At 72.2% G+C, this 19,222-nt stretch carries 20 protein-coding genes; 8 read left to right on the forward strand and 12 right to left on the reverse strand.

From position 1 onward, the window contains the following. Positions 1-295: 295 nt before the first annotated feature. The gene (glpX, locus tag ACFOYX_RS11185; RefSeq protein WP_109806002.1) at positions 296-1,327 is read left to right on the forward strand and encodes a class II fructose-bisphosphatase; all 1,032 of its coding nucleotides are present in this window, start codon (positions 296-298) and stop codon (positions 1,325-1,327) included. Beyond that, positions 1,324-2,295 (forward strand): DMT family transporter, encoded by a 972-nt coding sequence (locus ACFOYX_RS11190; protein WP_322440703.1) that lies wholly within the window; start codon positions 1,324-1,326, stop codon positions 2,293-2,295. The genes glpX and ACFOYX_RS11190 overlap by 4 nt, the downstream gene beginning before the upstream one ends. A 40-nt stretch (positions 2,296-2,335) precedes the next feature. On the opposite strand, the gene ACFOYX_RS11195 is transcribed toward ACFOYX_RS11190, so the two are convergent. Beyond that, positions 2,336-3,253, reverse strand: coding sequence for an NAD-dependent epimerase/dehydratase family protein (locus ACFOYX_RS11195; RefSeq protein WP_322440704.1), 918 nt, complete (start codon positions 3,251-3,253; stop codon positions 2,336-2,338). A 144-nt stretch (positions 3,254-3,397) separates the two neighbouring features. Here ACFOYX_RS11195 and ACFOYX_RS11200 point away from each other — a divergent pair, with 144 nt between their 5' ends. Beyond that, positions 3,398-4,093 carry a WHG domain-containing protein gene (locus ACFOYX_RS11200; protein WP_322440705.1) on the forward strand — a complete coding sequence of 232 codons (696 nt, stop codon included), beginning with the start codon at positions 3,398-3,400 and terminating at the stop codon, positions 4,091-4,093. Positions 4,094-4,145: 52 nt separating this feature from the next. On the opposite strand, the gene ACFOYX_RS11205 is transcribed toward ACFOYX_RS11200, so the two are convergent. From ACFOYX_RS11205 to ACFOYX_RS11230, 6 genes are all read right to left on the reverse strand, one after another. Next, entirely contained in the window at positions 4,146-5,114 is a 969-nt protein-coding gene (locus ACFOYX_RS11205; RefSeq protein ID WP_322440706.1) for an NAD(P)/FAD-dependent oxidoreductase, read from the reverse strand. 113 nt (positions 5,115-5,227) lie between these two features. Further along, on the reverse strand, positions 5,228-5,887 hold the full coding sequence (locus ACFOYX_RS11210; RefSeq protein ID WP_109805997.1) for a rhomboid family intramembrane serine protease: 660 nt from the start codon (positions 5,885-5,887) through the stop codon (positions 5,228-5,230). A 116-nt stretch (positions 5,888-6,003) separates the two neighbouring features. Then, on the reverse strand, positions 6,004-6,684 hold the full coding sequence (locus tag ACFOYX_RS11215; protein ID WP_109805996.1) for a lytic transglycosylase domain-containing protein: 681 nt from the start codon (positions 6,682-6,684) through the stop codon (positions 6,004-6,006). A 286-nt stretch (positions 6,685-6,970) separates the two neighbouring features. Then, on the reverse strand, positions 6,971-8,386 hold the full coding sequence (locus tag ACFOYX_RS11220; protein ID WP_322440707.1) for a PhoH family protein: 1,416 nt from the start codon (positions 8,384-8,386) through the stop codon (positions 6,971-6,973). Positions 8,387-8,731: 345 nt separating this feature from the next. Continuing rightward, positions 8,732-9,172: a hypothetical protein gene (locus ACFOYX_RS11225; protein WP_322440708.1), complete on the reverse strand. Its 441-nt coding sequence runs from the start codon at positions 9,170-9,172 to the stop codon at positions 8,732-8,734. Between the two features lie 52 nt (positions 9,173-9,224). Continuing rightward, a complete protein-coding gene (locus tag ACFOYX_RS11230; RefSeq protein WP_109805993.1) occupies positions 9,225-9,566 on the reverse strand; it encodes a hypothetical protein in 342 nt (113 codons plus the stop codon). Positions 9,567-9,830: 264 nt separating this feature from the next. Between ACFOYX_RS11230 and ACFOYX_RS11235 the strand changes: the two genes are divergently transcribed. From ACFOYX_RS11235 to otsB, 3 genes are all read left to right on the forward strand, one after another. Further along, entirely contained in the window at positions 9,831-10,271 is a 441-nt protein-coding gene (locus ACFOYX_RS11235; RefSeq protein WP_109805992.1) for a helix-turn-helix transcriptional regulator, read from the forward strand. A gap of 162 nt (positions 10,272-10,433) precedes the next feature. Then, positions 10,434-10,787 carry a hypothetical protein gene (locus ACFOYX_RS11240; protein WP_109805991.1) on the forward strand — a complete coding sequence of 118 codons (354 nt, stop codon included), beginning with the start codon at positions 10,434-10,436 and terminating at the stop codon, positions 10,785-10,787. A 70-nt stretch (positions 10,788-10,857) separates the two neighbouring features. Beyond that, on the forward strand, positions 10,858-11,682 hold the full coding sequence (gene otsB, locus ACFOYX_RS11245; protein ID WP_109806005.1) for a trehalose-phosphatase: 825 nt from the start codon (positions 10,858-10,860) through the stop codon (positions 11,680-11,682). Between the two features lie 19 nt (positions 11,683-11,701). Here the strand turns inward: otsB and ACFOYX_RS11250 are convergent, their stop codons facing one another. From ACFOYX_RS11250 to ACFOYX_RS11265, 4 genes are all read right to left on the reverse strand, one after another. Next, positions 11,702-12,472: an isoprenyl transferase gene (locus tag ACFOYX_RS11250; RefSeq protein WP_322440709.1), complete on the reverse strand. Its 771-nt coding sequence runs from the start codon at positions 12,470-12,472 to the stop codon at positions 11,702-11,704. 30 nt (positions 12,473-12,502) lie between these two features. Then, positions 12,503-13,723 carry a geranylgeranyl reductase family protein gene (locus tag ACFOYX_RS11255; protein WP_377533980.1) on the reverse strand — a complete coding sequence of 407 codons (1,221 nt, stop codon included), beginning with the start codon at positions 13,721-13,723 and terminating at the stop codon, positions 12,503-12,505. 255 nt (positions 13,724-13,978) lie between these two features. After that, complete coding sequence (locus tag ACFOYX_RS11260; protein WP_322440711.1) at positions 13,979-14,842, reverse strand: hypothetical protein; 864 nt, start codon at positions 14,840-14,842, stop codon at positions 13,979-13,981. A 37-nt stretch (positions 14,843-14,879) separates the two neighbouring features. Beyond that, a complete protein-coding gene (locus tag ACFOYX_RS11265) occupies positions 14,880-16,724 on the reverse strand; it encodes a phosphoenolpyruvate carboxykinase (GTP) (protein ID WP_109805961.1) in 1,845 nt (614 codons plus the stop codon). A gap of 461 nt (positions 16,725-17,185) precedes the next feature. Here ACFOYX_RS11265 and ACFOYX_RS11270 point away from each other — a divergent pair, with 461 nt between their 5' ends. Together ACFOYX_RS11270 and ACFOYX_RS11275 are read left to right on the forward strand one after the other, a co-directional pair. Next, positions 17,186-17,722, forward strand: coding sequence for a GtrA family protein (locus ACFOYX_RS11270; protein WP_322440727.1), 537 nt, complete (start codon positions 17,186-17,188; stop codon positions 17,720-17,722). A gap of 63 nt (positions 17,723-17,785) precedes the next feature. Next, entirely contained in the window at positions 17,786-18,529 is a 744-nt protein-coding gene (locus ACFOYX_RS11275; protein WP_322440712.1) for a GtrA family protein, read from the forward strand. A 92-nt stretch (positions 18,530-18,621) separates the two neighbouring features. Here the strand turns inward: ACFOYX_RS11275 and ACFOYX_RS11280 are convergent, their stop codons facing one another. Further along, positions 18,622-19,194, reverse strand: a complete 573-nt coding sequence (locus ACFOYX_RS11280; protein ID WP_322440713.1) for a PH domain-containing protein — start codon at positions 19,192-19,194, stop codon at positions 18,622-18,624. Positions 19,195-19,222: the final 28 nt, after the last annotated feature.

Raw genomic sequence — 19,222 nt, forward strand, 5'->3', positions numbered from 1 at the left:
GGCGGGGCGACCGGACGACGGCGCCCGCGAGCTGACGCCGGCCGGCGGGCATCGACCCGCCGCCGCCGCCGAGAGCGACCGATCTCACAGCCGACTCCGCTGCGGAGCCGGCCCGCGACGGATCGGCCAGGTCACGACCGGCCTGGGCCCGGGCCGCCCGGACGGCGGGAAGCTGGCCATCCCCGCCCCGCCCCGCCGTCACGTCGGCGATCGTGTGAGGATCAGCGACAAAGCCGGCAGCGGCGACGGCCGCATCCTGCCGGTCCACCCCGCAACGTCGCGAGGAGGAGCCGTCATGACGAACACCAGGACGCGGATCCCGCAGGATCTCGACCGCAACCTCGCCCTCGACCTGGTCCGGGTCACCGAGGCCGCGGCGATGGCCGCCGGCCGTTGGGTCGGTCGGGGCGACAAGGAGGGCGGCGACGGGGCAGCCGTCGACGCGATGCGCAAACTGATCAACTCGATCCCGATGCGGGGCGTCGTGGTGATCGGCGAGGGCGAGAAGGACAACGCCCCGATGCTGTTCAACGGCGAGGAGGTCGGCGACGGCAGCGGCCCCGAGGTGGACGTGGCGGTGGACCCGGTCGACGGCACCACCCTGATGAGCAAGGGCATGCCGAACGCCCTCGCGGTGCTCGCGGTTTCCGAGCGGGGTTCGATGTTCGACCCGAGCGCCGTCTTCTACATGGAGAAGCTCGCGGTCGGCCCGATGTACGCCGACGTGGTGGACATCAACGCCGGGGTGGCCGACAACCTGCGCCGGATCGCCAAGGTCAAGGGCACCGACGTCTCCGAGGTGACGGTCTGCGTGCTGGACCGGTCCCGCCACGACGACCTGGTGAAGCAGATCCGGCGGACCGGCGCGGGCATCCGGTTCATCTCCGACGGCGACATCGCCGGCTCGATCGCCGCCGCCCGGGGCGAGTCCGACGTCGACGTGCTGATGGGCATCGGCGGCACGCCGGAGGGCATCATCTCCGCCTGTGCGCTCAAGTGCATGGGCGGGGCGATGCAGGCGAAGCTCTGGCCGCGCGACGACCAGGAGCGGGAGAAGGCGCTCGCCGCCGGGCACGACCTGGACCGGGTGCTGCTCACCGACGACCTGGTCACCGGGGACAACTGCTTCTTCGTGGCGACCGGCGTGACCTCCGGCGACCTGCTGCGCGGGGTGCGTTACCGGGCCGGCGGGGCGTACACCCAGTCGATCGTGATGCGGTCCAAGAGCGGCACCATCCGGGTGATCGACTCGTACCACCGGCTCGAGAAGCTGGCGCTCTACTCGGCCGTCGACTTCGACGGTCGCCCGCTGGCCGAGCAGGAGTGAGCGCGACCGGGACGGTGGCGCCCCCCACGCTGTCGACCACCCGGCGGGTCGCCGGCGTCGGGCTGGCCACCGCCTCGGGGGTCGCGGTGGCCGTGCAGTCCCGGATCAACGGCGAGTTGGGCGTACGACTCGGCGACGGGATCGCCGCCGCCGTGGTCTCCTTCGGCCTGGGCCTGCTGATCCTGCTGGTGCTGGTCCCCGCCACCCCGGGCGGCCGGCGGGGGCTGGCCGCGTTGCGGGCGGCGCTGGCGCAGGGGTCGCTACGGCCGTGGCAGTGCCTCGGCGGGGTGTGCGGGGCCTTCCTGGTCGCCACCCAGGGGCTGACCATCGGCACGCTCGGCGTCGCCGTCTTCACCGTCGCCGTGGTGGCCGGGCAGTCCGCCAGCGGCCTGCTGGTCGACCGGGCCGGCCTCGGGCCGACCGGCCGGCAGGCGGTCACCCCGAACCGACTGGTCGGCGCGGCGCTCACCGTGCTGGCGGTGCTGCTGGCGGTGGGCGACCGGCTCGGCGACCCGGGCGCCCTGGCGCTGGCCCTGCTGCCGATGCTGGCCGGGGTGGGCATCGCCTGGCAGCAGGCGGTCAACGGTCGGGTGCGGGGAGCCTCCGGCAGCGCTCTGTCGGCCACGTTGGTGAACTTCACGGTGGGCACGGCGGCCCTGCTCGTCACCCTGGCGATCGACGTGGCGGTCCGTGGCCGCCCGGGCGGCGGCTTCCCGACCGAGCCCTGGCTCTACCTGGGCGGCCCGATCGGCATCGTCTTCATCGCGCTCGCCGCCGCCATCGTCCGCTTCACCGGGGTGCTGCTGCTCGGGCTGGCCACCATCGCCGGGCAGATCGTCGGCGCCGTACTGCTGGACCTGGTCCTGCCGACCGCGGCCTCGCATCCCGGGCCGGCCACCCTGCTCGGCGCGGCGCTGACCATGGTCGCGGTCCTGATCGCGGCGCTCGGGCCGGCACCGCGCCGCTGACGCCCGCTCCGGCGGCGGGCACGCGGGCGGCAATGGCCGGTCAGCGGCGCAGCGCGGCGACGGTCTCGGCGAGGGCGACGTCCAGCGGGGTCGGTTCGACGCCCAGGGTGGCGGTCGCCGCGCTGGAGTCGAGCAGGTAGGGCCGGTCGAACTGGTAGGCGGTCTCGCGCAGCTCGCGGGCGAACGGGTTGGCCAGGCCGCCGAGCCAGAGCACCGGGTAGGGCATCCGGATCAGCCTGGGCGCGGGGGCGCCGGCCAGGGCCGCCGCCCGGGTGGCCAGCTCCCGCATTCCGACGGCGGGCGCGCTGGGCACGTGCCAGGCGCGGCCCCAGGCCCGCGGGTCGGTGGCGGCGGCGACCAGGGTGCGGGCCACGTCGTCGATGTACGTCCAGCTGTGCGGGGCGTCCCAGTCGACCGGGAGGAAGACCCGCTTGCCGGCGAGCACCCGGGGCAGCACCAGCATCGGCAGGGAGGTGGCCCCGGCACCCAGGTAGTCGGAGCCGCGCACCTCGGTGACCCGGGCCCGGCCGGCCCGGTGGGCGGCGAGCGCGTCGGCCCACATCCGGTTGCGCACCTGCCCCTTGACGCCGGTGGCCGCCGGCGGGGTGGCCTCGGTCATCGGCCCGTCGACCGGGCCGTAGCCGTAGAGGTTGCCGACCGTGGCGAGCACCGCGCCGCTGCGCTCGGCGGCGGTGAGCAGCGCCGCCGCGAGCGGCGGCCAGTCAGTCGGCCACCGGTGGTACGCCGGGTTGGCGCAGTTGTAGAGGGCGTCCGCGCCGTCGGTCAGCGCGGCCAGCCGCTCCGCGTCGGCGGCGTCGGCGGCGACCCGCTCGACGGCTGGGTGCTCGGACCCGGTGCCCCGGCGGGTCACCACCCGCACCTGGTCGCCGCGTCCGGCGAGGAGCCGGGCCGTGGCCGTGCCGACGGGACCGGCGCCGACGATGACATGCAGGGCCATGAGGGCCACCTTTCGAAGCAGGGGTCTGATCCGAGAGCACTGCTCTCGTCGAGAACGGGACCAGCATGACCCGCCGCACGACACTTCGTCAAGAGCAGTGCTCTCTATTTTGATTGGCGCTCTCATCCGTGGCAGAGTGGGGGCATGGTCGCCCACTCGCTGCGCGCCCGGGTCCGCGCCGGAATGATCGACGAGATCAAGAGGGTGGCCCGCCGCCACCTCGCCACGGACGGCGCCAACCTCTCGCTGCGCGCGGTCGCCCGGGACATGGGCATGGTCTCCTCGGCGATCTACCGCTACTTCCCCAGCCGGGACGACCTGCTCACGGCGCTGATCCTGGAGGCGTACGACGCGCTCGGCGACGCGGTGGAGGCGGCCGACGCGGCGGTCGAGCGGCGCGACCTGCGCGGGCGCTGGCACGCGGTCTGCCGGGCGGCCCGGGCCTGGGCGCTGGCCCACCCGGCCGAGTACGCCCTGATCTACGGCAGCCCGGTCCCCGGGTACGCGGCCCCGGACGACACGGTCGCACCGGCCCAGCGTCCCCCGGTCGTGCTGGTCGGCATCCTGCACGACGGACTGACCACCGGCCGGCTCACCCCGCCGCCCGACGAGTTGCCCGACCCGCTGCGCGAGGACCTCGCGGAGGTCGCCGCCGGCCTGTACCCCGGCATGTCCGAGGCGCTGCTGGCCCGCGGCATGGCCGGCTGGACCCAGTTGTTCGGGCTGATCAGCTTCGAACTCTTCGGCCGGATCAACCGGACGCTCCCGCACCGGGACGAGTACTTCGACCACCAGACCGGCCTGATGGCCGACCTGATCGGCCTCCCCGGACCGTCCTGACCGGTCCCCGCCGCGCGGGGCGCGACAGCCCGGTGGCGGGCCGGTCGCGGCGTCAGCTGCCGTCGGAGGAGTGACCGGGGAAGAGGTGGGCGCTCGGGTCGATCGCCACCGCCGCGTTGTTCACCGCCGTGGCGGCCTCGCCGAAGCCGGTGGCGATCAGCCGGACCTTGCCCGGGTATTCGGTGATGTCACCGGCGGCGAAGACCCGGGGCAGGTTGGTGGCCATCGCGCTGTCCACCACGATGTGCCGGCGATCCAGCCGCAGGCCCCACTCCGCGAGCGGACCCAGGTCGGCGGTGAAGCCGAGCGCCGCGATGACGCTGTCCACCGGCAGCGTCTCCGCGACGCCACCCCGGACCACGATCTCCGCGGCGGTCACCCGGTCCTCCCCGTACAGCCGGGTCACCGAGGCGTTGACCACCACCCGCACCGGCAGGGCCAGCACCCGGGCGACGGTCGACGCGTGGGCGCGGAACCGCTCCCGGCGGTGCACCAGGGTCACCGACCGAGCCAGCGGCTGGAGGGTCAGGGCCCAGTCGAAGGCCGAGTCACCGCCGCCGACGATCAGCACGTCCCGGCCGGCCAGCTCGGTCGGCTGCGGTACGAAGTAGACGATCCCGGTGCCGGCGAAGCTGTCCGCGGCGGGCAGCGGCCGGGGCGTGAAGCTGCCCAGCCCACCGGTGACGATCACGGCGCCGCAGCTGAGCTGCTCGCCCCCGGCGAGCCCCAGTACCGGCCGCCCGTCGGCGTAGGAGAGCTTCTCGGCCCGGGTGCCGAGCAGGTACGCCGGCGCGAACGGCGCGGCCTGGGCGACCAGGTTCGCCACCAGGTCCCGCCCCTTGACGGCGGGGAAGCCGGCGACGTCGAGGATCAGCTTCTCCGGGTACATCGCGGCGACCTGGCCGCCCGGCTCGGGCAGCGCGTCGATCACCGCCACGGAGAGCCCACGGAACCCGGCGTAGTACGCGGCGAAGAGCCCGGCCGGACCGGCCCCGATCACGGCGACATCGACTTCGCGCATGCGTACCGTCACTTCCGCCTCGCGGATCAACGTGTGCTGATGCCGACGGTAGGCGGGCGGGTGCCCTCCGGCAAGCACGTCCCATGACCCGTTCGGACGACCCTGCCGGCCGGTCAGGGCAGGGTGAGCGGCGGCTCCGTGTGCTGCGGCTGGTCCAGCTCGGCGCGGCGGCGGCGGAACAGGACCGCCGCGACGATCCCGCCGAGCAGCCCGAACAGGTGGCCCTGCCAGGAGATCCGCTCGTCGGTGGGGAGGATGCTGAGCAGTTGCCAGCCGTAGAGCAGGCCGACCAGCAGCACCACCGCGACGTTCCACCAGCTCCGCTCGACGACGCCCCGGGTGAGCAGGATGCCCAGGTAGCCGAAGATGACGCCGCTGGCGCCGACCACCACCGAGTTGGGCGAGCCGGTGAACCACACCCCCAGCCCGCTGACCAGGATGATCACCAGCGTCGACCAGAGGAACCGGCGGGTGCCGGCGGCCAGCACGAAGGTGCCGAGCAGGATCAGCGGGATGCTGTTGCTGTAGAGGTGGGTGAAGTCGGCGTGCAGGAACGGCGAGAAGAAGACGCCGTCCAGCCCCTGGATCCGGTGCGGGATGATCCCGGCCGCCACGTCGAGGTCGGCGTGCAGCCCGACGTCGAGCGCCTCGATGAGGAAGAGCACCGGCACGACCGCGCACATCGCGACGAAGGCCCGGCCCAGCGAGGCGTAGAACGCCTCGGTGCCGAACCGGTGGGGATCGCCGCCCGTCGGGCCGCCGCGCCAGGTCACGTACCAATGGCTATCAGCAATCGCGGTCGACCGCCACTTGAGCGGCGCGTCCCAGGGCGACACGACGATCGCGGGGTGTGTGGCTGCCCACACACCCCGCCGTCGTCAGCGTCGGATCAGTACCAGCCGGTGCTCTGCGAGTGCGCCCACGCGCCGCACGGGTCGTCGTACCGGCCCTCGATGTAGCCGAGCCCCCACTTGATCTGGGTGGCCGGGTTGGTCTTCCAGTCGTCGGCGACCGAGCCCATCTTGCTGCCGGGCAGCGCCTGCGGGATGCCGTACGCGCCGGAGCCGGAGTTGTAGGCCTTGTGGTTCCAGCCGCTCTCCTTGGTCCAGAGCTTGTCGAGGCAGGGGAACTGGTCGATGGCGAAGCCCTCGTCGAGCATGATGGCGCAGCCGATCGCCCGGTTGCCGCTGAACTCCTCGCAGGAGGCGGGGATCGGGCCGTCGTACGGCTTGGCAACCTGGGCTGCCGCCGCTTCCCGTTCCTTCTTCCGGGACGCCGCCGCTGCCTCGGCCTCGCGGGCCCGTTCGGCGGCCTCCTTGGCCGCCGCCGCCGCCCGCAGCTTGGCCTGGTACTCGGCGGCCCGCTGCTTGGCCGACTCCAGCCGGTGGTCGGCCTGCAGCTCACGCTGGTACGCGTACTCCGCCCGGTCGACCTCGAGGCCGACCTGCGCGGTCAGGCCCTGTTGCTGGGTTTCCCGGTCTTCGCCCAGATAGAAGCCGCCGGCAACGCCCACGGAGAGCAGTGCGACGGCGGCCGTACGGGCACCGAACCGGCTCCACAGCCGACTCACGAAGTGGTCCCTTCGTCGGGGGCAAGGACACGACGCGACGCGTGGCCGTCCGTGGCCGCGTCGGCGCCGTGAGCGCCCCGACCCCGCGGGTCGCAGCCGACGCACCGGCGTTGACCGATCTCCAGTCGCCGGGGGCGAGCGATGACCGACGATCTTTCTGGTGCGTGGGCGCTCGTTGGACACCATCGCGCACAGTGAGGCGGATGGGAAACCAACAGCCACATTTGTGATCTGGGCCACAAAGCGAATACCCGCAAGGAATGACAAATCCGGCAGGAAATCGATATCAGAGCGGAATGTCCTCCAACAGATCCGTCACCATGGCGGCGATCGGCGACCGCTCCGAACGACTGAGCGTGACGTGTGCGAAGAGCGGATGGCCCTTCAGCGCCTCGATCACCGCGGTCACCCCGTCGTGCCGCCCGACCCGCAGATTGTCCCGCTGCGCGACGTCATGGGTGAGCACCACCCGCGACCCCTGGCCGATCCGGGACAGGACGGTGAGCAGGACCCCCCGCTCCAGCGACTGCGCCTCGTCGACGATCACGAAGGCGTCGTGCAGGCTGCGCCCCCGGATGTGGGTGAGCGGCAGCACCTCGAGGATGCCCCGGGTGGTGACCTCCTCCAGCACGTTCTCGTGCACCACCGCGCCGAGGGTGTCGAAGACCGCCTGGGCCCAGGGCGACATCTTCTCCGACTCCGACCCGGGCAGGTACCCCAGTTCCTGACCGCCGACGGCGTAGAGCGGGCGGAACACGATCACCTTCTTGTGCCGGCGGCGCTCCATCACCGCCTCCAGCCCGGCGCAGAGCGCCAGCGCCGACTTGCCGGTCCCCGCCCGCCCGCCGAGCGAGACGATCCCGATCGACTCGTCCAGCAGCAGGTCCAGCGCCACCCGCTGCTCGGCCGAGCGACCGTGCACGCCGAACGCCTCCCGGTCGCCGCGGACCAGTCGTACGGTCTTGTCGGACAGCACCCGGCCGAGCGCCGAGCCACGGGCCGACTGCAGCACCAGACCGGTGTGGCAGGGCAGCCCGGCGGCGGCGTCCAGGTCGAGCGTCTCGCCCGCGTACAGCCGGCCGATCTCCTCCTCGCCCAGCTCCAGCTCGGCCATGCCGGTCCAGGTCGGGTCGCTGGCCTGGCCGTGCCGGTACTCGTCCGCCCGCAGGCCGACCGAGGCCGCCTTCACCCGCAGCGGCATGTCCTTGCTGACCAGGGTGACCTCGCGCCCCTCGGCGGCGAGGTTGAGCGCCACGGAGAGGATCCGGGCGTCGTTCGACTCGTTCCGGAAGCCGGGTGGCAGCACCCCGTCGTCGGTGTGGTTCAACTCGACCCGGAGCGTGCCGCCCTGGTCGTTGGCCGGCACCGGCCGGTCCAGCCGGCCGTGCTTCACCCGCAGCTCGTCGAGCATGCGCAGCGACTGCCGGGCGAACCAGCCCAGTTCCGGGTGGTGCCGCTTGCCCTCCAGCTCGGAGATGACGACGAGGGGCAGCACCACCTCGTGCTCGGCGAAGCGGTGGAAGGCCGCGGGATCGGAGAGGAGGACCGAGGTGTCCAGGACGAAGGCCTGGCCGGCTGGTCGGGGCTCCTCGGTGCCGACCGACGCGGCGGCCGTGGTGCGGCGGCTGCGGGTGGTCCGGCGGGTCGTGGCAGTCGCGGCCGGGGTCTGGTCGGCACCGGCGGGGGTACGGCGAGTCGTCACAGGCCTGCTCCGCGGATGGGCACCCGGCCACCCGTGTTCCGCCTCGTCCGGTGCCCGGTGGACACGGGTCGGATGCGGGCCCCGTGCGCGAGGTCGCAGGTCCGGGCTGGCCGGCTGGCCCGGGAGAACCCCGTGCCATGACTAGACGCTAGTCGCGTCACGGCCCTTCGGCTAGTACGCGGCAGTGGATCCCACCCGACCGGGGCGTGAACGCCGGGCGGCGGAACCGGCCGGGATGCATGCCCCCTGCGCGCATCCCGGCCGGCGGGACCACCGTCACCGGTCTGACGTTGGTCCCGACGGTGCGCGTCCGCCGCGGACGACGCACCGTGTACCTGGCGGACCTCAGCCCTGCCGGCGGACCAGCGTCCCGGCCGGATGCCGGCCGCCGACCACGGACGCGGTGAACGAGGAACCGGTGTAGGTCGTGCCCTGCCGGGTGGCGATCCCGCCGAACTGTGCGGTCGCGGAGGCGCGGGAGGACGGCCCCGGCGCGGGCCGGCCACCGAGCGCGACCGCGGTCGCCGTACCGTCGCGCGGGCCCGTGCCGACCGGCGGCACCGCGGCCGACGTCGGGGTGACGACCGGGCCGGCCAGCGCCGAGGCGATGGCGGCCTGGGCGTCGCGGCGCCGCCGGTTCCAGGCGCCCCGGTCACCGTCGAAGTAGCCCTGCCGATAACCGAAGCGGTAGCCGATCCGGTAGCTGAGCTGGCCGTGCAGCCGGCCCGCCGCATAGCTGGTCGACCCGAGGACGAGGACGAGGACGACCGCGAGGAAGGGGCTCATCCGGCCGCTCCCGCCGGCGTCGGGTCGCCGGACACCCCGCTCGCCCGCCGGGTCATCGCTCCTCCGGCTCGGCCGCGGGGTCGACGACCAGCAGCCGCTCCAGATCGGCGGTGCTGACCTCCTCGACCAGTTCGACGCTGATCCGGCAGCCGTCCAGCACGACCTCGGCGACCGAGGAGCGCCGGATCTCGCCGCCGGCGTCGTAGACCCGGACGCTCAGCTCGGGACAGCCGAGGTGGATACGCCAGGCGTTCCACTCGTCGCGGTCCGCGACGCTGAGGGAGAGGTAGCGGCAACCCCGGGCGAGGTAGAGGCGCCAGGGCGCGCTCAGCCCGGCGGCCACCCCCTCGGCGATCAGGCCGAACGCCTGGGCGCGGGTGGCGAGCTCGGTCACCGGACCCCCTTGAAACCCGCGGAGTGACGCATGTGAGCACTCATCGTCTCATGCACGTGACACACCGTAAGTTGTCTCATGAGCGTGACAGTATCAGCTTTTCGTCTGTTTACCGCCGTACTGGTGGGCACCTATTCTGCCCGGGTGGCACCCCTCAAGAGCAGCGCTGGATCGTTTACCGGAAATCCGAGAGAGCCGTCACGTCTGCGTGACAGCAGCGTGCCGGGCCTCCCCGGGGCGGACGACTGGTCGTACCGTCACGGGGTGACCGAGACGGCCAACGCACGGAAGATCGCCTTCGCCACCTTCGTACGGCGCGCGCTGGACGACGCCCGGGCCATGCGGGCCTGGAGCGGGACCGAGGTCTCCCGCCGCACCGGCGTCTCCCGCCAGACCATCAACCGCTGGGTACGCGGCGACTGGGCCAGCGACCCGGAGGCGGAACGGGTGGTCGCCTTCTGCCAGGGGCTGGGCCTCAACCCGGCGACCGCCTTCACCGCCCTGGGCTGGGACCGGGCGGCTCCGCCGCGCAGCGCCCCGAGCCCACCGCCGATGGACCCCGACGTCGAGGCACTGCTCCGCCGTCTGGTCGATCCGAATGTGTCGGACGCGGAGAAGTTCCACATCCGGGAAACCATTCGTTACCTGGCTTATCGCCCAACTCTTCCGGTCGAAGTCCGAAATAGAGGTAAACAAGCCGGGTAGTTCCTCAGATGGCGAAAGAATGGTAGGGCAGACCCGACCGTTTCCCTCCGGGGCCGGAACGGGCGCGCTAGCGTCCCTATTCGTACTGCTTGGGCTCGTCATCGGCGGGGGGACGGGACAAGGCCGAATCCAGCCCTGCGGGACAGAAGGAGGGGTCTGTCCATGACCCTGAAATGGTTGGCAGTCGTGGTCGCGGTGGTTTCGGTGACATCGTGCGTGACCGGCAACGTGGTGGTCGGCGTGATCAACGGCGGGCAGCTTCCCCTGGTCGTCAATCTCTTCGCGCTCATCACCGCCGGCACCGCGGTGGTCCTGGCCGTGGTCGCCGAGCTGCACGACCGGCTCAACGACCGGGTCAGCGCGCTCACCGAGTTCCTGGTGGCCAGGCTGAACGAGATCGAGACGCACACCGGCGACCGGAACACCGGCTTCGTGGAGGGCTACCTGCTCAGCCACGGCCAGGAGGCGGCCGTCGTGCCGTTCGGACGCCGGGGACGGGGGGCCGCCGAACGCTGACATGTCCCGCCGGCTGAGCGTCACATCTCGGCCACGAATGAGCCGCACCGCCCGGGGTACGCTGTCGCCCGTGCCGCCGTTGAATTTGGGCAACCAGCAGCCGAAGACCCCGCTGGACGCTGAGCACGCCTGGCGGGCGACCGCCGAGCGGGCCGCCGACACGGTGCTCTTCTTCGACTTCGACGGCACCCTCGCGCCGGTCGGCGACGACCCGACCGCGGTCCAGCCCGCCCCGAAGGTGCTCGCCGCGCTGGAGGCGCTCGCCCCGCTCGTACGCCGGATCGCCATCGTCTCCGCGCGGCCGGTGGAGTTCCTCCGCGACCACCTCGGCGGCCTCGGCGGGATCGACCTGTACGGGCTCTACGGCCTGGAGCACAGCCACTCCGGCGGCGAGACGGTCACCGAGCCGGCCGCCCTGCCCTGGGTGCCCACCATGGCGGAGCTGGCCGAGCAGGCCCGCGCCGAGTTGCCGCCCGGCGCCCTGGTGGAGTTCAAGCGGCTCTCCGTCGCCCTGCACTGGCGCACCGCCCCGCAACTCGGCAACCTGGTGCAGGAGTGGGGCCGGGCCCGCGCCGAGCGGCTCGGGCTGCGCTGCCAGGCCGGCCGGATGGTGCTGGAGCTCAAGCCCCCGGTCGACCGGGACAAGGGCATGGTGATCGGCGAGATCGTCCGCGACGCCGGCGGCGCCTGGTACTTCGGTGACGACGTCTCCGACATCAAGGCGTTCGCCGCGCTGCGCGCCCGCGCCGCCGCCGACCCCCGGTTCGTCGGCGTCTGCGTGGCCGTCGCCAACCCGGAGACCGGTCTCGAGGTGGCCGACGCCGCCGATCTGACCCTGGACTCCCCGGCCGCGCTCGCCACCTTCCTCACCGACGCCCTCCCGCACCTCACCTGACCGGGCGGGTGTTGGGTGGTCAGGCGCCGAAGCGGCGTTGCCGGGTGGCGTACGAGCGCAGGGCCCGGAGGAAGTCGACGCGGCGGAAATCCGGCCAGTTCAGCTCGCAGAAGTAGAACTCAGAGTGGGCCGACTGCCAGAGCATGAAGCCGGAGAGCCGCTGCTCGCCGCTGGTCCGGATGATCAGATCCGGATCGGGCAGGCCCTTGGTGTAAAGATGCTCGGAGATGTGGTCGACGTCGATCGAGTTGGCCAGTTCCTCGATCGTGCCGCCGTTCGCCGCATGCTCCAGCAGCAGCGAGCGGACCGCATCGGCGATCTCCCGCCGGCCGCCGTACCCGACCGCGATGTTGACCTGGGCGCCGCCGCTGCGGTTCCGGGTGCGCTCCTCGGCGGCCTTCAGCGCGGCGGCGTGCTGCGCGGGCAGCACGTCCAGCGCGCCGACCATCCGCAGCCGCCAGGGGTTGCCCTCCTCGGCCAGCTCGGTGGTGAGGTCCTCGATGATCTGGAGCAGCGGGTCCAGCTCGGCCGCCGGCCGGGAGAGGTTGTCGGTGGAGAGCAGCCAGAGCGTGACGTGCCCCACGCCGGCGGCGTCGCACCAGCGCAGCAGCTCCTTGATCCGCTCGGCGCCCATCCGGTGGCCGTCGTTCGGGTCGACGAAGCCCATCTCCCGGGCCCACCTGCGGTTGCCGTCGCACATGACGCCGACGTGCCGGGGCACCGGCCTGCCCGCGAGCCTCGCCGTCAGCCGGCGCTCGTACACGGAGTAGAGGAGTTTCCGCAGAGTCATCACCTTGCAGGGTAGCGACCCCGTTGAAGATCAGTGCCGCGGAGGCCGATCCCTGGCCGGGAGACCGATGCCGATCATGGCCAGGGTGCGGGCGTCCAGCCGCCCGTCACCCAGCCCCAGCTCCACCACCGTCCGGTAGACCCGGTCGTCGCGGCGGGCCGCCCGGACCGCCGCGTCGACCACCCGCCGGCGCCGGGCCAGCCAGGCCGCGACCGAACTGTGCCGCAGGTGGGTGCCGAACCGCCGGCGCAGCGTGTCCGCGTACCGGCGGGCGGCCTGACCCGGGGAACCGGCCGCCGCCGCGCCGGCCAGCGCGCCGGACCGCAGCGCGTAGAAGATGCCCTCCCCGGTGAACGGGTTGATCAGCGAGAGCGCGTCGCCGGCCAGCACCACCCGGTCCCGCCCCGGCGCCGGCCGGTGAGTGGAGAGCGGCAGGTGGTGGGCCCGCAGCTCGGTGACCGTCGCCGGATCCGTGCCGGGCAGCAGGGCGGCGAGACGGTCCACCAGGTGGGCCCGGGTCAGCGGCTCGCCGCGCAGCACCTCCCCGTACCCGACGTTCGCCCGGCCGTCGCCGATCGGGAAGGACCAGGCGTACGCCGGCCAGCGCGGCGCCGAGGTGACGATGAGCTGCTCGGGCGGGCCGGGCAGCGCCGGGGCGTACCCCCGGATGGCCAGCGCCAGGTGGCGGTCCGGGTTCACCGGGTGGCCGAGCGCCCGGCGGACCACCGAACCGGCGCCGTCCGCGCCCACCACCGCATCGCCCGACAACTCCCCGTCCAGCACCACCCGGTCGTCCCGGAGCTCCACCCGGCGCACCGTGTGCCGGCGCAGCTCCGCGCCGGCCGCCACCGCCGCCGCCACCAGCCGGGCGTCGAAGACCTTCCGGGGCACCGTGTACGCGGGCCGGGGCAGCGCCCGGGCCACCGCCCCGCCGCCGGGGCCGACCAGCCGCAGCGCGGGCAGCGGGGCGTACCCGTCGACGGCGTCGGTGACGCCCAGCTCGGCGAGGACGTCCAGCGCGTGCGCGGCGATCCCGTCCCCGCAGGCCTTGTCCCGGGGAAAGTCGGCCCGGTCCAGCAGCAGCACCCGGGCCCCGGCCCGCCGGGCGGCCAGCGCGGCGGCCGAACCGGCCGGCCCCGCCCCGACCACGATCACGTCGAACTCGTCGCCCACGGCTGCCCCTCCCTCCCGGGTGCCGCCGGCGGCGGCACGGACCGGTCGCACCCCGGCCCACCGGACCTCTCCGCCCATCCTGCCCCGCCCACGCTCACGAACCCGGCCGCCTCACCGCCACACCCACCCCCGCTCCCCGCGCCCCGGCAGCCGCCGCAACGTCCCGCACCTGGGAGCCCCGCACCGTGGGCGCGCGCCACATCCCGCAGGTGGCGGCCTCAGAACGGGAGAAGGCAGCAACCTTCCACCACCGGTGTGGATCTTGGATGGGGCCAGCCTGGCGGACCGCAGGAAGGGAGTCGCCCCGGCGTGGAGGGTCAGGCGGGCTGGGGGTCAGGGCTGGGTGGGGGAATCGGCGGCCCGGTCGGCGCGCCGGAGACCGTAGAGGGCCAGGAGGGCGGCGGCCACCAGGGGTCCGCCGTCCCGGATCAGGCCGTCGACGCCGAGCAGCCACCAGCAGAGCGGCAGGTCGACGGCGAGCACCCCGAGGGTGATCGCGACCAGGAGCCGGCGGGCCCAGGCCCGGCCGCGCATCAGGAAGGCGGTGCAGAGAAGAACCAGGTAGCTGACGACGATGCCGGCGAGGAACCAGAAGAGCACGGCCGGCACGGCGCTGAGCCGTCCGTCCAGGATGGACCCGCCGGCGACCAGCGCCGGTACGAGCATCAGCGGACTGTAGGTGAACGCGGCGACCCGGCTGGTGAGCAGCCACCCGGTCACCGGCGGACGCTTCGGCGCGACCTCCCGCCAGGAGATCGTCCCACCCTCCACGACCAGGGACTTCCGGTGCCGGACCAGGTGCCCGCCGACGGCGTCCGAGCGGTAGAGGAGCACGACCACGGCCACGCAGAGCGCGGTGAGCAGCCCGAATCCCAGCAGGCCGGGCAGCGCGGGCACTCCTTCCCGCGGTACGACCAGCCGCCCCACCGCGAAGACCGTGGTGACCGCGAGGATCAGCCCGAACGGTCGGGCCACGGTACGGCCGCGGTTGACGTGCCCGATGAGCACCAGGAAGCCGAGCGAGCGGAGCATCGCCCAGCCGGTGCGTACGGCCAGGCCGAACTCCTGCTCCGGGGCGTACCAGTAATTGAGCAGCTCGACCACGACGGTGGCCGCCGCCGTGACGGCGAGCAGGGTGGTCAGCGCCCGGACGGCGGACGGCCGCCGGACCTGGCTGGTCTCGGCGGCCGTCCTCATGGGATTTGATGTTGCCCGGTAGGGGCAACCGTCACACCTACTTCTGCGGCTGCTCCGCGTCGAGCCGGGCGCGCAGCGCGTCCAGCTCGGCCCAGAGGACGCCGGGCAGCTTGTCACCGAACTTCTCGAACCACTCGGTGACCAGCGGCAGTTCCTTGCGCCACTCCTCCGGGTCGACCTTGAGGGCGATCCGGACGTCCTCCGGGGTCATGTCCAGGCCCTCGACGTCCAGGGCGTCCTGGGCCGGGACCATGCCGATCGGGGTCTCCACCGCGTCGGCGGTGCCCTCGATCCGCTCGATGACCCACTTGAGCACGCGGGAGTTCTCGCCGAATCCGGGCCAGAGGAAGTTGCCCTCGGGGTCCTTGCGGAACCAGTTCACGTAGTAGATCTTGGGCAGCTTGGCCGCGTCGCCGTCGGCGCCCTTGCCCATCTCGATCCAGTGCCGGAAGTAGTCGCCGGCGTGGTAGCCGATGAACGGCAGCATGGCCATCGGGTCGCGGCGGACCACGCCGACCGCGCCGGAGGCGGCGGCGGTGGTCTCCGAGGAGAGCGTCGCGCCCATGTAGACGCCGTGCACCCAGTCGCGGGCCTCGGTGACCAGCGGGATGGTGTCCCGTCGCCGGCCCCCGAAGAGGATCGCGTCGATCGGCACGCCGTTCGGGTCGTAGTACTCCTCGGCCAGGATCGGGCACTGGGTGATCGGAGTGCAGAAGCGGCTGTTGGCGTGCGAGGAGAGTTCGCCGCTCTCCGGCGTCCAGTCCCGGCCCTTCCAGTCGATGAGGTGCGCCGGGGGCTCACCCATGCCCTCCCACCAGATGTCCCCGTCGTCGGTGAGGCCCACGTTGGTGAAGATGGAGTTGCCCCGGTCCAGCGTCCGCATGGCGTTGGCGTTGGTCTTCCAGTCGGTGCCGGGTGCGACGCCGAACAGGCCGTACTCGGGGTTGACCGCGTACAGGCGGCCATCCTCGCCGAAGCGCATCCAGGCGATGTCGTCGCCGATGGTCTCGACCTTCCAGCCCGGGATGGTCGGCTCCACCATGGCCAGGTTGGTCTTGCCGCAGGCGGACGGGAACGCCCCGGCGATGTGGTAGACCTTGCCCTCCGGTGAGGTGATCTTGAGGATCAGCATGTGCTCGGCGAGCCAACCCTCGTCGCGCCCCATCACGCTCGCGATCCGCAGCGAGTAGCACTTCTTGCCGAGCAGCGAGTTGCCGCCGTAGCCGGAGCCGAACGACCAGATCTCCCGGGTCTCCGGGAAGTGCGAGATGTACTTCGTCTCGTTGCACGGCCACGAGACGTCCTGCTGGCCGGGCGCGAGCGGGGCGCCGATCGAGTGCAGGGCGTGCACGAAGTCCGCGTCGTCGCCCATCGCCTCGAGAATCTTGGCGCCCATCCGGGTCATGATGCGCATCGAGGCGACCACGTACGGGCTGTCCGTGATCTCGACGCCGAACATGGGGCTCTCGGCCTCGACCGGGCCCATGACGAACGGGATGACGTACATGGTGCGTCCGCGCATGCTGCCGCGGTACAGCTCGGTCATCGTCCGCTTCATCTCGGCCGGCGCCATCCAGTTGTTGGTGGGGCCGGCGTCCGCCTCGTCGACGGAGCAGATGAAGGTGCGCTCCTCGACGCGGGCGACGTCCGTCGGGTCGGTCCGTGCGTAGAACGAGTTGGGCTTCTTCTCGGGATTCAGCCGGATCAGGGTGCCCTTTTCGACCAGTTCGTCGGTGAGGCGGCGCCACTCCTCATCGGACCCGTCCACCCAGACCACCCGGTCGGGGGTGGTCAGTTCCGCGACCTCTCGGACCCAGGCGAGCAGTTTGGGGTTGGACGTCGGGGCCTGATCGATACCCCGAACAGTAGCCGGAGCAACCATGTCACATCTCCTTGTGGTCGACGCTGACCGATGTATGGGGTGCACGAGTTCTGGCGAGCGAGTCGTCGCCTTCGTGGAAACCTGGGATTGGGCTCAGCGTAAACCGGCCTGCCTCGCCAGTCAGTGGGACTGGTTGTGAAGAACTGCACAAGGTAGGGCCACGCTGCGGCATCGCGATCTGATACCCGCTTTCGCGCGCAGTTTCACGCAAATCCTGCGGCGAACCTCCGGCGGACGCCCGTCGCGAGGTCCGGTCGCTGGTGCACGATGAGCGGAAGCGCCCGCCCGTGCCGAGGGCGGCGATTGGGTGATCTGATCCGCAATTCCGCCACGGCCGGTTACGCTCTGCTCACCGCACGACGAACCGGGCGGCGTCCCCGTGAGACGCGGTCGAATCCGGCTCGTCCGTGCTACCCGTCCACCGTGCGGGCACCCGGTAGGCTCGGCGGGTGGCCGCGACGATGACCGGGGACCAACCGGGCGCTAAGCAGACCCGGCCGGGTCTGATCGGTTTCCTCCTCGACCGTTTCGGTCACCTCGTCCGGGAGTTGAGCAAGTTCGCCACGGTGGGCGGGCTCGCGTTCCTGGTGGACTTCGCGCTCTTCAACTACCTGGCCAGCGTCCGCCACATGCCGCCGGTCACCGCGAAGACCATCTCCACGGTGATCGCCGCGACCATGGCGTTCCTGGGCAACCGGTTCTGGACCTGGCGGCACCGCCAGCGCTCCAACCCCGCCCGGGAGTACGCGCTGTTCTTCTTCTTCAACGGGGTCGGCCTGGGCATCGCCGTCGCCTGCCTCGCGATCAGCCGCTACGGGTTGGGCAGCATCTGGCCCGGGGTGTTCCAGACCCCGCTGGCCGACAACATCGCCAGCTTCATCGTCGGCACCGGCCTCGGGACGCTGTTCCGATTCTGGTCGTACCGGCGGTTCGTTTTCGTGAAAGCGGGAATTCCCCCCCTTCCGGGAACGAGCCACGACCGAGACTCCGGGGCGTGACCTACCGCCCACCCCGTCCTGCCGGGCCGAGCCGGCCCTGCCCACTGCCCTAAGGTGTTCCGCATGCGTCTGGTCCGTCTGCTGCCCGAGCGCTGGCAGAAGTTCATCCACGAGGCGCTCAAATTCGGCATCGTCGGTGGCATCAACACCGTCATCAATTACGCGGTGTTCAATGCGCTGGCACTGACCGTTTTCCGCGACGGGCAGCTCAAGGCGACGGTCATCGCGACCATCGTGGCCACGATCACCTCGTATCTGATGAATCGGCACTGGACGTACCGGGATCGCCCGAAGTCGGCGCTACGCCGCGAATACGTCCTGTTCTTCCTGTTCAACGCCACCGGCCTGATCATCGAACTCGGCGTCCTCGCCGCAGCGAAGTACGGCCTCGGTGTGACCAGCCTGCTGGCGCTGAACGTGGCGAAGACCGGTGGCGTACTGCTGGCCACCATGTTCCGTTTCTGGTCGTACCGGACGTTCGTCTTCCAGCCGGTGCCGAAGCACGCGCAGGCGACCTGGCACAGCATCCCGCGCGACGAGTGGGACACCATGGCGGAGATGGATCCGGTGGCGGAGCTGGCCGAGTCGGTCAGCGAGCTGGAGGAGTCCGAGCCCCCGCCGGGCGAGCGCCGGAGTCGGACGGCCGGTCGCCGCGCCGGCGCGGAGTACGGCGCCCCGACCCAGGGTCGCCCCGCCCCGGCGGACGCCGCCATGGGCCCGGCCCTCGGCCGCACCCTCGACAGCGACCTGGACGCCGAACTCGCCGCCGAAATCCACGCCGGCACCCGCCACTCCCCCCGCCGCTGACCACCCGGCCCAGCCCGGCCGCGGCCCCAGCCGAAGTTGGTCAAGAGGTTTGCGTCGGCCGCGACGCAAACCTCTTGATCAACAAAAAGGGGTCAGGCGCTGGGGTCGCGGAGGGGTTTGCCGTCGCGCATGTCGGCGAGGATCTCGCGCATCTCGCCGTCGCCCAGGGAGTGCTTGTCGTGGTGGGCCTCGACCAGCTCGTAGAGCTTGGTCTGCACCCGGTCGACGTGCGGCACGTCGTTGAGCACCGACTGGCCGCGTTCGCCGGCCGACTCGATGGTCAGGGTGCCGCAGCCGAGCAGCCGCTCCAGGAAGCGCTGGTGCATCGAGTGGTCGTTGATCCGGGTCAACGGGAGGTCCCGCCGGTTCCGGGAGAACACCCCCTCCTGGAGCAGCACCCGCTCGTCGGTGAAGAGGTAGTGCGTGGTGCGCCAGACCAGGAACGGCCAGAAACCCAGCCAGCACACCAGCGCCAGGCCGAGCGCGGCGATCGCGTAGAGCGCGATCGTGCCGCCATCGCCGTCGGGCAGCAGGAGCCAACCCGCCACCACCGCCGCGACGGCGAGCACCAGCACCAGGATCGGCCGTAACAGCGCCTTCCAGTGCGGGTGCAGGTGGAGCACGACGTGCTCATCCTCGGTGAGCACGTCTTCGGGGAATGCCACGGAAACCTCCTCGCAGAACAGGACGGGC

Source organism: Micromonospora sp. GCM10011541, assembly GCF_042650725.1.
GTDB lineage: Bacteria > Actinomycetota > Actinomycetes > Mycobacteriales > Micromonosporaceae > Micromonospora > Micromonospora sicca.

Coding starts and splice junctions, on each gene's coding strand:
- ACFOYX_RS11225 (WP_322440708.1), bottom strand. CDS start 9,172: ATGAGCCCCTTCCTCGCGGTCGTCCTCGTCCTCGTCCTCGGGTCGACC.
- ACFOYX_RS11260 (WP_322440711.1), bottom strand. CDS start 14,842: ATGAGGACGGCCGCCGAGACCAGCCAGGTCCGGCGGCCGTCCGCCGTC.
- ACFOYX_RS11200 (WP_322440705.1), top strand. CDS start 3,398: ATGGTCGCCCACTCGCTGCGCGCCCGGGTCCGCGCCGGAATGATCGAC.
- ACFOYX_RS11255 (WP_377533980.1), bottom strand. CDS start 13,723: ATGGGCGGAGAGGTCCGGTGGGCCGGGGTGCGACCGGTCCGTGCCGCC.
- glpX (WP_109806002.1), top strand. CDS start 296: ATGACGAACACCAGGACGCGGATCCCGCAGGATCTCGACCGCAACCTC.
- ACFOYX_RS11205 (WP_322440706.1), bottom strand. CDS start 5,114: ATGCGCGAAGTCGATGTCGCCGTGATCGGGGCCGGTCCGGCCGGGCTC.
- ACFOYX_RS11275 (WP_322440712.1), top strand. CDS start 17,786: ATGCGTCTGGTCCGTCTGCTGCCCGAGCGCTGGCAGAAGTTCATCCAC.
- ACFOYX_RS11270 (WP_322440727.1), top strand. CDS start 17,186: ATGACCGGGGACCAACCGGGCGCTAAGCAGACCCGGCCGGGTCTGATC.
- ACFOYX_RS11265 (WP_109805961.1), bottom strand. CDS start 16,724: ATGGTTGCTCCGGCTACTGTTCGGGGTATCGATCAGGCCCCGACGTCC.
- ACFOYX_RS11250 (WP_322440709.1), bottom strand. CDS start 12,472: ATGACTCTGCGGAAACTCCTCTACTCCGTGTACGAGCGCCGGCTGACG.
- ACFOYX_RS11240 (WP_109805991.1), top strand. CDS start 10,434: ATGACCCTGAAATGGTTGGCAGTCGTGGTCGCGGTGGTTTCGGTGACA.
- ACFOYX_RS11195 (WP_322440704.1), bottom strand. CDS start 3,253: ATGGCCCTGCATGTCATCGTCGGCGCCGGTCCCGTCGGCACGGCCACG.